Below are 12,091 nucleotides of genomic sequence, written 5' to 3'. Positions count from 1 at the left end.
CCGTCATGAACGAGCCGCTCCCCGACCCGTTCGCCGGACAGCCCGACTGGGCCCCCCGACCGCCCCGGCCGATCGAGATCGTGCCGGCCACCGGGCGGGTCGAGCTGCGCGGGCGGCGGGTCCTGGTCGGCCTGCCCGGGCTCGGCTGGCGCGGTGACCTGCGGGCCGACGAGCGGGTGGTGCAGGGCAGCCGTACCTACGTCCCCGTGATCCCCGAGCACGAGTGGTACCGGGCGGAGTCCGACCAGGTGGAGGTGTTCGCGCCGCTGGTTCCGGTGGAGCGGGTCTGGGTGGAGACGGTGGGGAGCCGGCGGCCGGACACGTCGGTGGACCGCGAGGCGGGCGTCCGTCTCGTCTCCCTGGACGCCCCGGCTCACCGTGGGCCGACCCCGGTCTTCGAGGCGGACGCCGTCACCGGCCGCCGGGTCGTACACGTCGTGGAGTCTGTCGAGCACCGGGACCTGCGGGCGGTCACCGAAACCTACTCGGGCGCCGACGGGGACATCTGCGTGCGGGTCACGCCTGAAGTGGAGTGGTACCGCTGGGCCTGGCGGGGCCAGTCACCGACCACACTGGAGGTCCCGGTCCACCTGCTGTGGATCGAGTAATGACTCAGCTCGTCAGCGCTCCGGAACAGACTCGCCAGCCCTCCCTATCCTGGACTTCGAAGCGCCAACGATCGGTGAGGCTCTGCTGTACCCCATCCACCGAGGCGGTACGGCGGATGACCGCCGTGACGGTGGCTGCCGACGAGCCGTTCATCGAGACAACGACGTTCTCAATGTTAATGGAGAAGCTGGAGCCCAACTCCTGTTCGCGTCGTTCGACTTGAGCGCGTAGGTCCTCAATTGCCCTGAGATGACCATCGCAGGTGAAGAGCAGCGCGCGATTCTGGTCCCGCGAAACGAGCGCAGCCTGCAGGTAGGCGACCACCGCGACGTCTGGAGATCCACGGTCGGGGGCGGCCGCGCGGTTGTAGAGGACGTATCCGGCGGCCACGCCGCCGAGGCAGAGCGCCGCGAGGATGCTCGCGACGACCGTGAGCACAGTGCGCGCCCGTCGCCTCGGCCGCTGCGGCGCCGGGGCCGGCGACGGCGGCGCCAGGTAGTCGGAGGGGGGCCGTTGCGCCGGTACGCGGGAGACCTGGGAACCGGCGGGGGGCTGCACTGATTCCACCCTCTGAGGCTAGCGGCTGGGCGCCGGAGACCCAATGCCCCAGATGCAGCGGATCGTGACGGACCACTCCCCATTGGTGAGATCCACGACAACACCGGCGCAGCGCCGCCGCGCATCCCGGACGAGCCGCTCCGGCTGGGTTACCGTCTCTGCGCGGGGAGGGGTTGCCAACCTCGGACAGAGGGGGTGGACGCGGTGACCGGTCCGAAGGCACGGACGAACCGCGCCGCCGCACTGCACCGGCAGGCCGCGGCCACCGCGACCGCCGCCGCCGGCATCCTCGACGACACCCGTCCCGTTCCCGCCGACCAGCACCGCCAGTACGAGCTGGCCGACCGCCTCCGGTCCGCGGCGGCGGTGCTGGCCCCCGGCTGGGCGGGCGCTCCCCTGGAGGCGGTCGTCCCGACCGCACCCGCTGGCGAGGGGCCGCCCGCCTTCGTCCGGGTCGGCACGGCGGCGCCGCTGGACGACGCGCGCTTCCCAGCACTGGTGCCGCTGCTCGGCACGGGGCATCTCGCCGTGGACGCCGACGCCCGGGATCCCCGGGTGGCGGGGCTGCTCCGGGCCGTACTGCTGCGGCTGCTGGCGGCGACCCCGGCCGGGGCGCTGCTGGTCCGCGCGGTGGACGCGACGGGTGCGACGCTGGAGCCGTTCGCGGCGCTCGCCGACGCGGGCCTGCTGCCGCCCCCGGCGGTGGACGTCGCGGGCCTGCGGGCCGTGCTCACCGAGGCCGAACAGTGGGTGGCCCCGGGGGCGAGCGGGCGTCGCCGGCACGACCGGACACTGCTGCTGGTGATCGCGGCACTGCCCTACCTGACGGGCCCCACCGACCTGGCCCGGGTGGAAGCGCTGGCCGAGCAGGGCCGGTCCGCCGGGCTGCACCTCGTGGTGGCCGGCTGGCCCCCGGCGGGCCCGTACGCCGATCGTGCCCCGCTGCCGCAGGCGACCACGCTGGCGATCCGCAACGCGTACGCGCTGCTGGGTGATCCGCCCGGCGGGTCGTTCGCGGGCCCCGGCGCGGAGCCTCCGGGCGGGTTGAACTCGCCGGTCTTCGTCGAGGCGGATCCGCCCGGCGACCTCGTCGACGCGGTGTGTCGCCGGTTGGCCGCGCAGGTGGAGGCGGGTTCCCGGCTGGCCCTGACGGACCTGCTGCCGCCGCCCGACGGGGAGTTGTGGACGGCGACCGCGGCCGACGGGCTCGCGACGACCGTCGGCGACGCGGGCGGGCGGGCGGTGTCGCTCGGGTTCACCGAGCTGACCCCGCACTGGCTGGTCAGCGGCCGCTCCGGCGCGGGCCGGTCCACCTTCCTCACCACGGCGCTGCTCGGTCTGGCCGCCCGGTACGGTCCCGAGGAGCTGGCCCTCTACCTGGTGGACCTCGCCGACGCCGAGTCCTTCGTGGAGTTCCTCCAGACCGAGCGGGACCGGTCGTGGATCCCGCAGGTCCGGGCCGCGGCGATGGCGGCCGACCGGGAGTACGTGCTGAGCCTGCTCGACGAGCTGACGGCGGAGGTGCGCCGCCGCGAGGAGGCCGGCGGCCGGGCGGGCGGACAGCGCTTCGCCGAGCTGCGGCAGCACCGCGCGATGCCCCGGATCGTCTGCGTGCTGGACAATCTTCCGCTGCTCTTCGCCGAGCGGGATCGGCTGGCCGTGGACGCCGCCGCCCGGCTGGACGCGCTGGCCCGCACGGGGCGCGCGTACGGGGTGCACCTGGTGCTGGCCGGCGAGGGCGACCTGGGGTTGGGCTCGCGTACGGACCGCGACTCGGTGTTGGGGCAGTTCCCGGTGCGGGTGGCGCTGCCCGGCGGGGGCGCGGTGCTGGAGCCGACCAACGACTCGGCGGCAGGGCTGCCGGTGGGCAGCGCGGTGGTGAACACCGCGGGCGGGCTCGGCGGGCCCCGGGGCGCCATCCGGGGGCACGAGCGGATGGTCCGCTTCCCGGACCCGCAGGACCATCCCGACACGGTCGGGGAGCTGCGGCAGCGGCTCTGGTCGGCGCGACCGGAGGGGTCCGCCCCGCCGGTGGTCTTCGCCGGTTACGCCCGCCCGCTGCTGCGTAACGATCCGCGGCACCGGGCCGCGCTGGCCGGGCGGGCGTCCGGCCCCGCCGCCCTGCTGGGCCGGGCCGTGGACGTGCCCCGGAGCACGGTCGCGGTGCCGCTGGGGCCAGCCCCGGGGCGCAACCTGGCTGTCCTCGGCCCCGGCCCGGAGGCGGCCCGGCTGCTGGCCACGGCGGCGCGCAGCACCGCCGCCCACCACGCGCCGGGGACGGCCCGCTTCGTGCTCGCCGCGCCGGGCGACGACTGCCGCCCGCTGGCCGATGCGCTGGCGGCCGAGCTGGCCGGGCGGCACCCGGTCGAGACGGTGGACGCCGCCGGCCTGCTCGCCGCCGTGGACGCCGCCGAGCCGGCATACCTGGTGGTCTTCGGCCTGGATGTGTTGTCGCCGGAGCAGTTGCCCCCGGAGCGGCTGCGCGCGCTGTTGCGGGAGGGCCCGCCCGCCGGGCGGCACCTGCTCGGCCACTGGCGCACGGCGCCGTCCTTCGCGGCGCTGCTTGAGCCCGACGGCGAGGTCGACAAGCTCGCGGCGGTGGCGGTGGTGGACCTGCCCGGCGCCCAGCTCGCGTCGGTCTTCGGCCGGCCGGTGGAGTGGCGGCCCCGCCCCGGCCGGGCGGTGCTCTGGGACGGGCCGGGCGAGCAGGGCACGGTGCTGGTTCCCTTCGCGGAGCAGGGAGAGCCGACATGACCCGCAGCGGGGCGCGGAGCAGGCCGGCGCACGCCGGGCCGGGACGCCAGCGGTCCGCCGCCGGGCCGCCGCCGGGTGGGCCCGAGGCGGCGGCGCCGTCGGGGGCCGTCGCGGGCGGCGACCCGGTGTCCGCCGCGTGGACCGACTACCTCGCCGCCGCCCGGCAGCTCGACGGGGTACGCCGGGACGCGGCCACCGCTGCCGGTGAGCAGGCCCGGTCGGTGCAGGCTGCCCGCGAGGAGCTGACCGCCGTCCGCACCCGACTCGCGGCGCAGGAGACCCGGCTGCGCGAGCGGGGCGTACCACCGATCTCGCTGCTCCCGACGCCGCCTGAGCTGACCGAGGCGGCCCGGTCGATGGCGGGCGGGCCGGCCGCGGTGCTGTCCGCGCTCCGCGCCGCCCGGGGCCGCGCGGACGCCGCGGACGCCACGCTGGCCGCGCGCGGCCTGCCCCGCCTGGCCGCCTGGCCGGCGCGCCCGCGCAACCTGCTGCTGTACGCGCCGCTGGCGCTGCTGGTGCCGCTGATCCAGGTGGCGCTGTTCGTGGCGACCGGTCCCGGGGCGGCGAGCGTGGCGGCGCTGCTCTGCGGGCTGCCGATGCCGGCGGTGGCGTTCGCGGCGGGCTGGCTCGGCGTCGGGCGGCTCTTCCCGGCCGGGGAGGGTGACCGGGTGGACCGGACGGCCCGGCTCGGCGCGCTGGTGTGCCTGGTCCCGGCGGTGCTGGTCAGCGCGGGCCTGCTGCTCGCGATGCTGGCCGGCTGAGCGGGGCCGCCGCGCGGGCCCGGAAAGGCAAGTTGTTGGCCGGCCGAGCAGAGCCGCCGCGCGGGCCCGGAAAGGCAAGTTGTTGGCCGGCCGAGCGGAGCCGTCGCGCGGCGTCCGGACACGCGAGCGGCCGGCCGACCCGGAGTGCGGGCCGACCGGCCGGTCGGGTCGGTCGCGGTCAGCGGGGGATGATCAGCGCCATCGCCTCGGCCCGCGACTTGGCGTCGTGCTGGAGCGTGCCCCGCACGGCCGAGGTGATGGTCTGGGCACCCGACTTCTGGATGCCACGCATCGCCATGCACATGTGCTCGCACTCGAGCACCACCACCACGCCGCGCGGCGCGAGCCGCTCCATCAGCAGGTCGGCGATCTGCGAGGTGAGCCGCTCCTGGACCTGCGGCCGCCGGGCGAAGACCTCGACCAGCCGGGCCAGCTTGGACAGGCCGGTGATCCGGCCGTCCGGCCCCGGGATGTAGCCGATGTGGGCGCTGCCCCGGAACGGCAGCAGGTGGTGCTCGCACAGGCTCATCACGTCGATGTCCCGGACCAGCACCAACTCCTGGTGGTTGGCCTCGAAGGTGGTGCTGAGCACCTGGGCCGGGTCGACCCGCAGGCCGGCGAAGAGCTCGGCGTACGCGCGGGCCACCCGGGCCGGGGTCTGCTGGAGCCCGTCGCGGTCCGGGTCCTCCCCGACGGCGATGAGGATCTCGCGGACCGCCTTCTCGATCCGCCCGAGGTCCACGGTGTCCTCGACGGGTCGGCCGGTGAGCTTGCCGCTGATCAGGCGTGCGGCCACGTAGTCGAGGCCGTCGTCGCCATCGGGCTCGGTCGCGGAGACGGCCAGTCCCCGGTCGTCCCGGGAACTGGCCGTCGGGTCGGTGCTCAGTGCGTACCGTCCGAGTTGTTCGAGCTGGGCGAGGTGGTGCCGCCGACCGTCGCCTGTGCGCCGTCGGCCTGGGCCTGCACCTTGAGCGCCTCCTTCTCGGCCGGCGTGAGCACCGGCGGCTCGGTGGAGGGCTGGCGCTTGCCGAAGCCGTTGTACGGCGCCATCGGCGGCCGCTTGGCCACCCGGGCGCAGATCCGGGCCATGTCGGCGGTGGAGAGGGTCTCCTTCTCCATCAGCTCCAGCACGATGTTGTCCAGGACGTCCCGGTATTCCACCAGGATCTCCCAGGCCTCGTCGTGGGCCAGCTCGATCAGCGCACGCATCTCGCCGTCGATCTCGGCGGCGACGGCGTCGGAATAGTCCCGCTCGTGGCCCATGTTGCGGCCGAGGAACGGCTCGTCGCCGCTGGTGCCGTACTTGATCGCGCCGAGCTTGGAGCTCATGCCGTACTGCGTGATCATCGCGCGGGCCAGCTGGGTGGCCTTCTCGATGTCGTTGCCGGCGCCGGTGGTCGGCTCGTGGAAGACCAGTTCCTCGGCGGCCCGGCCACCCAGCGCGTACGCCAGGGTGTCGACCATCTCGGCGCGGGTCTGGGTGTACTTGTCCTCGGTGGGGAGCACCAGGGTGTGGCCCAGCGACCGGCCGCGGGACAGGATCGTCACCTTGTGCACCGGCGCGGCGTGCGGCAGCGCCCAGGCGACCAGCGCGTGCCCACCCTCGTGGTACGCGGTGATCTTCTTCTCCTGGTCGCTCATCACCCGGGTCCGGCGCTGCGGACCGGCGATCACCCGGTCGATCGACTCCTCCAGGGAGTCGTTGCTGATCGCCCGCTGGTCCTTGCGGGCCGTGAGCAGCGCGGCCTCGTTGATGACGTTGGCCAGGTCGGCGCCGCTGAAGCCCGGGGTGCGCCGGGCCACCGAGTCGAGGTCGACGTCGGGGGTGAACGGCTTGCCCTTGGCGTGCACCCGCAGGATCGCCTTGCGGCCCTCCATGTCAGGGGCGTCCACCGGGATCTGCCGGTCGAAGCGGCCCGGGCGCAGCAGCGCCGGGTCGAGGATGTCCGGCCGGTTGGTGGCGGCGATCAGGATGACCCCGCCCTTGGTGTCGAAGCCGTCCATCTCGACCAGCAGCTGGTTGAGGGTCTGCTCGCGCTCGTCGTGGCCGCCGCCCATGCCGGCGCCGCGGTGCCGGCCGACGGCGTCGATCTCGTCGACGAAGACGATCGCCGGGGCGTTCGCCTTGGCCTGCTCGAAGAGGTCGCGGACCCGGCTCGCGCCGACACCGACGAACATCTCGACGAAGTCGGAGCCGGAGATCGAGTAGAACGGCACCCCGGCCTCGCCGGCGACGGCGCGGGCCAGCAGCGTCTTACCCGTGCCGGGCGGGCCGAAGAGCAGCACGCCCTTCGGGATCTTGGCGCCCAGGGCCTGGTACTTCGCCGGATTCTGCAGGAAGTCCTTGATCTCGTGCAGCTCCTCGACGGCCTCCTCGGCGCCGGCCACGTCCGCGAACGTGGTCTTCGGCGTGTCCTTGGTGATCATCTTCGCCTTGGACTTGCCGAAGTTGAGCACCCGGGAACCGCCGCCCTGCATCTGCGACATGAAGAAGAGCAGCAGGAGCACCAGCAGGGCGATCGGGAGCAGGTTGACCAGCAGGCTCACCCAGATGCTGTCGGACGACACCTTGGCGTCGGCCGGCCCGGTGACCCGGTTGTTGGCCTTGGCCTCGAGGACCTCGTTCCAGACCTCGTCGCCGACCTCGTAGGGGAACTGCGCCTCGATCCGGTCAGTGGTGGTGTCACCGAACTTGGTCTTCTCGGCCAGGTCGAGCTGGATCGTCTGTTCCTTGTCCTGGAAGACGACCTTCTTGATCGCGGGCTTGCCGGTGTTGAGTTGGTCGAGCGCAACGGAAGTGTCCACCCGGTGGTAGCTGGGACCAGCGGTGAACAGTTGACTGAGCACAACGGCGCCGAGGATGACCAGGATGATCCAGACCACCGGTCGGCGGAAGAAACGCGTACGTTCCATGCTGTTGTCGAGCGCCGAGGCGCCCGCATCCTCCTGATCGACGTCCTGTCCGTCTGATGGTGTCGCCGCCTGCGGCGGCCCGAGCCGCCGTGCGGGCCGACTCGACCCCGAGGCGCGAAGTTTGCCGCGCCGCGGTCATTCGACGGTACACCGTGTGCGCGAGGAGTGAGCTTGCGAGCCCCGCAGTCGCGCACGAACGGAACATCGTGCGCGCGCGGAGCGAGCTCGCGAGCCCAGCAGCTGCGCGTCGGGCGGACCGGGTCCAGCCGACGTGACGGGAGCCCCGCGCCCGGCCGCCCGACCGCCCGGTCGCCCGGTCCTGCGGTTCGAGGGTCGGGCGTGGAGGATGCCTCCACGCCACCGACCTATACCGTAGTCCGACTGGCTGAGAGCCCGCTGAACGTCCGCTCGATGGACGCCGATGCGAGAGGGGCTCAGGCCCGGGCGTAGACCTCGGGCTTGAGTACGCCGACGTACGGCAGCTCGCGGTAGCGCTCGTCGAAGTCGAGGCCGTAGCCGACGACGAACTCGGTGGGGATGTCGAAGCCGACGTACTTCACCGGCACCGGCACCTTGACCGCGTCCGGCTTGCGGAACAGCGCGACGACCTCGACGCTGGCCGCCGAGCGGGACTCCAGGTAGCGCAGCAGCCAGGAGAGGGTCAGGCCGGAGTCGACGATGTCCTCGACGACGACCACGTGCCGGCCGGCGATGTCCCGGTCCAGGTCCTTGAGGATGCGGACCACGCCGGAGGAGGTGGTGCCCTGGCCGTACGAGGAGATGGCCATGAAGTCCAGCTCGGCGGGCGGCCCGTTGCGGCCCAGCGCCCGGGCGAAGTCGGCCATGAACATCACCGCGCCCTTGAGCACGCAGACCAGCAGGAGCCCGTCATCGACGTCGGCGTAGTCCGCCGAGACCTGCTTGGCGAGTTCCGCGGTCTTCTCGCGGATCTGCGCCTCGGAGATGATCACGTGGTCGATGTCGGCGTCGTACCAGGAGCCGTCAGCCATGGCTCCTAGCCTGCCGTACGCCGGATGGCCTCCGTCGGCGGGGCCGCCCCTTTTGGAGCGGTCCCGCACGGGATGAAGTACGCGAAGGCCACCAATCACCTCAGCAGATACGCGACCGCCAGCGGCGGCCGTCGTCGGTCGGCTTCCAGTCGGCCGAGTCCCGGCTGTCGGCGGTGAGGCCGGCAGCCGAGGCCACGGCGAGGAGAAGGAAGAAGAAGAGGAAGAACAGGAACTCCATGGCGGCGCTCGCTTTCGCACGGTTGCTGTCGGTTTCGCCGCCGGTGCGCACCGGACTGCACCCAGTCTGCGCCGAGCACCACAGGCCGGACAGCGGCAGGAATGCCACTCCCCCTCGATTTCCTGCCACCCGTGCGGTTACCCTCGTCACATGCTCCGCTCGGTCGCCGTCCTCGCCCTGGACCGGGTCGCCCCGTTCGAGCTCGGCGTCCTCGCCGAGGTCTTCGGCACCGACCGCACCGCCGACGGGTTCCCCGACTACCGGTTCCACGTGTGCAGCCCCGACGGCGGGCCGGTCCGCACCACGTCGGGCTTCCAGCTGACCCCACACGCGGACCTCGGGCCGGCGGAGGACGCGGACCTGGTCGCCGTGCCGGCCCACGAGCACGGCTCCACGGTGCCGGCCCCGGTGCTCGACGCGCTGCGCCGGGCGGCCGACCGCGGGGCGTACGTGTTCAGCGTCTGCTCCGGAGCGTTCGTGCTGGGCGAGGCCGGCCTGCTCGACGGCCGGGAGTGCACCACCCACTGGCGGTACGTCGACGAACTGCAACGCCGCCACCCGACGGCGAAGGTCCGGTGCAACTCGCTCTACGTGCAGGACGACCGCCTCATCACCAGCGCCGGCACGGCGGCCGGCATCGACGCATGCCTGCACCTGGTCCGCCAGGAGCACGGCTCGGCGACGGCCACCCGGCTGGCCCGCCGGATGGTGGTCCCCCCGCACCGCGACGGCGGGCAGTCCCAGTACGTCGAGGCCCCCATTCCGAGGACCCCCGAGGCGCCCACCCTGGAGCCGGTGCTGGAGTGGCTGATGGGACACCTGGACCGGCCGGTGACCGTGGACGAGTTGGCCGCCCGGGCCGGGATGGCCCCGCGCACGTTCGCCCGGCGGTTCCGGGCCGAGACGGGCACCACGCCACACGACTGGCTGACCAACCAGCGGGTGCTGCTGGCCCGCCGGCTGCTGGAGGAGACCCGGCTCAGCGTGGAGGCGGTCGCCGACCGGGCCGGCTTCGGCGACGCGGCGGCGCTGCGGCACCACTTCACCCGCCGCGTCGGCGCCACGCCGCAGACCTACCGGGCCACCTTCCGCGACCGCGTCGGGGTCTGAGCCGCCCCTCCCCCGGTCCAGCCGCGCTGCGGTGACACACCCGTCAGCGGGGGACGACGGGGGTGAGCCGGCCGTCGCGGCGGACCACCCGCAGCCCGCCCGGCAGGTACGCCGCCCCCTGCCCCCGCCAGCCGGTGACCAGCGTTTCCAGCGCGGCCACGTGCCGGTGCGACAGGGCGGTGGGCGGGGCGCCCAGCTCCCGGGCCCAGGCGTGCAGCACCCGGCCGCGCACCGCCGGCGACAGGGTGGCCAGGGCACCCACCGAGAGCCCCCCGTCGGGGTGGCGGACGTCGGCCAGCGCGGCGACGGCCAACTCGTCGAGGACGGCGTTGTCCGCCGCCACCAGCCGGGCCGTCCGGGCCAGGTTGTCCAGCACCCCCGGCCCGAGCGCGCGGACCAGGGCGGGCAGCACGTCGGCCCGCACCCGGGCGCGGGCGTACGAGGGGTCGGCGTTGTGCGGGTCCTCCCACGGGCTCAGCCCGAGCACCGCACACGCCTTGCGGGTCTGTTCCCGGCCGACCTCCAGCAGCGGGCGCAGCAGGGGCACCCCGTCGAGGTCCCGCCGGGCTGGCATCCCGGCCAGGCCGCGCGGGCCGGCCCCGCGGGCGAGCGCGAGCAGCACCGTCTCCGCCTGGTCGTCGCGGGTGTGCCCGGTGAGCACCGCCGCCGCCCCGTACCGGCCGGCCGACTCGGCGAGCGCCCGGTAGCGGGCCTCGCGGGCGGCCGCCTCGGGCCCGCCCGGTCGCCCGGCGACGTCGACCCGCACCGACTCGACCGGCGCCAGGCCGATCTCGCGGGCCCACGCCGCCACCGCCGCGGCCCGCTGCGCCGAGCCCTCCTGGAGGCCGTGGTCGACCGTCACCAGGCCGGCGGCGCGACCCAGCCGGGGCGCCACGAACGCGGTCGCGGCGGCCAGCGCGAGCGAGTCCGCCCCACCCGAGCAGGCGACCAGCACCGGGCCCCCGGGCGGCAGGTCGGCCAGTGCGCGGCGGACCGCCACCCGGATCGCGGCCACCGGCGGGGCGAGCGCGGCCACGGCGTACGGTCAGCCCGTGGCCTGGACCGGGCCGACCGGCCCGTGCACCCGGGCCACCCAGGCGTCCGGGTCACCCAGCTCCTCCAGCCGGGGCAGGGTGAGCGGCGAACCGAAGATCTTGTTGAAGCCGTCCATGCCGACCCGGTCGACCACCCCGTGCACGAACTTGCGGCCCTCGGCGTACTGGCGCATCTTGACCTCCACGCCGAGCAGCCGGCGGATGGCCTTCTCCAGCGGGTTGCCGGCCTCCCGGCGCCGGTTGAAGCCCGCCCGGATCCGCTCGACGCTCGGGATCACCTCCGGGCCGACGCCGTCCATGACGAACTCGGCGTGCCCCTCCAGCAGGGTCATCAGCGCGGTGAGCCGGTCCAGCACGGCCCGCTGCGCCGGGGTCTGCACGATGTCCAGCACGCTGGTGCGGCTCTCCGGGTCCCGCACCGCCTCGGAGAGGGTGGCCACGCCCCGGCGCAGCCGCTCCAGCAGGTGCTCGCCGCCGCTCGACGACGCGTCCACGAAGGCCTGCACCTCGCTGAGGAAGTACGCCCGCATCCAGGGCACGGCGGTGAACTGGGTCCGGTGGGTCACCTCGTGCAGGCAGACCCAGAGCCGGAAGTCGCGGGGATCGGCCTCCAGCTTCCGCTCCACCTCGACGATGTTCGGGGCGACCAGCAGCAACTGCCCCGGGTCGGCGAAGAACACCTCGTACTGACCGAGGACCCGGCCGGAGAGGTACGCCAGCACGGTGCCGGCCTGCACGCCGGTCAGCCGGGAGCCGATCGCCTCGGTCAGCGGGCCGGGCTGCTTGTCCTTCGTGAGCCGGCCGACCAGCGGCGTGATCACCTCGCGCAGCCCGGCGATGTTGGCGGCCGCCCAGTCCCGGCGGTCCACCACCCGCACCGGCGGGTGCGACACCTGCGAGCGCAGCCCCGTGTAGTCGGCGACGTGCCCCGCCGCCTCGTCGGTCAGCCGCCGCAGGTCGCCGACGACGTCGGTGGCCTCGGCGTACGACACCCGGGGGCCCGACTTGCCCAGTGCCCCCGCGGTCGCGGCGGCCAGATCCCAGTCCACGAACTGCGCCATGCACCCACCGTACCCGCGCCGG

The 12,091-nt window shown here is 74.4% G+C and carries 11 protein-coding genes; 4 read left to right on the top strand and 7 right to left on the bottom strand.

Translation table 11 applies throughout. The annotated features are described in order from the left end of the window. The first annotated feature begins 5 nt into the window (after window positions 1-5). Window positions 6-608, top strand: coding sequence for a hypothetical protein (locus ACGFZ2_RS26735; protein ID WP_393458029.1), 603 nt, complete (start codon window positions 6-8; stop codon window positions 606-608). A 4-nt stretch (window positions 609-612) separates the two neighbouring features. Here the strand turns inward: ACGFZ2_RS26735 and ACGFZ2_RS26730 are convergent, their stop codons facing one another. Continuing rightward, window positions 613-1,167, bottom strand: coding sequence for a hypothetical protein (locus tag ACGFZ2_RS26730; protein WP_393458099.1), 555 nt, complete (start codon window positions 1,165-1,167; stop codon window positions 613-615). A 195-nt stretch (window positions 1,168-1,362) separates the two neighbouring features. Between ACGFZ2_RS26730 and ACGFZ2_RS26725 the strand changes: the two genes are divergently transcribed. After that, complete coding sequence (locus tag ACGFZ2_RS26725; RefSeq protein ID WP_393458026.1) at window positions 1,363-3,921, top strand: FtsK/SpoIIIE domain-containing protein; 2,559 nt, start codon at window positions 1,363-1,365, stop codon at window positions 3,919-3,921. Then, a complete protein-coding gene (locus tag ACGFZ2_RS26720) occupies window positions 3,918-4,682 on the top strand; it encodes a hypothetical protein (RefSeq protein WP_393458023.1) in 765 nt (254 codons plus the stop codon). Before ACGFZ2_RS26725 ends, ACGFZ2_RS26720 begins: the two co-directional genes overlap by 4 nt. A gap of 178 nt (window positions 4,683-4,860) precedes the next feature. Here the strand turns inward: ACGFZ2_RS26720 and folE are convergent, their stop codons facing one another. The 4 genes from folE to ACGFZ2_RS26700 all read right to left on the bottom strand — a co-directional run bounded on the left by folE (window position 4,861) and on the right by ACGFZ2_RS26700 (window position 8,951). Continuing rightward, window positions 4,861-5,526, bottom strand: a complete 666-nt coding sequence (gene folE, locus ACGFZ2_RS26715) for a GTP cyclohydrolase I FolE (protein WP_393268581.1) — start codon at window positions 5,524-5,526, stop codon at window positions 4,861-4,863. 38 nt (window positions 5,527-5,564) lie between these two features. Beyond that, on the bottom strand, window positions 5,565-7,595 hold the full coding sequence (ftsH, locus tag ACGFZ2_RS26710; RefSeq protein ID WP_393458021.1) for an ATP-dependent zinc metalloprotease FtsH: 2,031 nt from the start codon (window positions 7,593-7,595) through the stop codon (window positions 5,565-5,567). A gap of 434 nt (window positions 7,596-8,029) precedes the next feature. Continuing rightward, window positions 8,030-8,605, bottom strand: a complete 576-nt coding sequence (gene hpt, locus ACGFZ2_RS26705) for a hypoxanthine phosphoribosyltransferase (protein ID WP_357456518.1) — start codon at window positions 8,603-8,605, stop codon at window positions 8,030-8,032. A 100-nt stretch (window positions 8,606-8,705) separates the two neighbouring features. After that, the gene (locus ACGFZ2_RS26700; RefSeq protein WP_393458102.1) at window positions 8,706-8,951 is read right to left on the bottom strand and encodes a hypothetical protein; all 246 of its coding nucleotides are present in this window, start codon (window positions 8,949-8,951) and stop codon (window positions 8,706-8,708) included. A 42-nt stretch (window positions 8,952-8,993) separates the two neighbouring features. Between ACGFZ2_RS26700 and ACGFZ2_RS26695 the strand changes: the two genes are divergently transcribed. Then, entirely contained in the window at window positions 8,994-9,953 is a 960-nt protein-coding gene (locus tag ACGFZ2_RS26695; protein WP_393458018.1) for a GlxA family transcriptional regulator, read from the top strand. 43 nt (window positions 9,954-9,996) lie between these two features. Here ACGFZ2_RS26695 and tilS read toward each other — a convergent pair whose 3' ends face one another. Together tilS and ACGFZ2_RS26685 are read right to left on the bottom strand one after the other, a co-directional pair. After that, a complete protein-coding gene (gene tilS, locus ACGFZ2_RS26690; RefSeq protein WP_393458015.1) occupies window positions 9,997-10,989 on the bottom strand; it encodes a tRNA lysidine(34) synthetase TilS in 993 nt (330 codons plus the stop codon). A gap of 9 nt (window positions 10,990-10,998) precedes the next feature. Beyond that, window positions 10,999-12,069: a zinc-dependent metalloprotease gene (locus ACGFZ2_RS26685; protein ID WP_393458012.1), complete on the bottom strand. Its 1,071-nt coding sequence runs from the start codon at window positions 12,067-12,069 to the stop codon at window positions 10,999-11,001. Between the last annotated feature and the right edge of the window lie 22 nt (window positions 12,070-12,091).

This window comes from Micromonospora sp. NPDC048063, from assembly GCF_043202855.1.
Taxonomy (GTDB): Bacteria; Actinomycetota; Actinomycetes; order Mycobacteriales; family Micromonosporaceae; genus Micromonospora.
The sequence above is the reverse complement of the archived record's forward strand: the minus strand, read 5'-3'. Positions and strand labels throughout refer to the sequence as shown.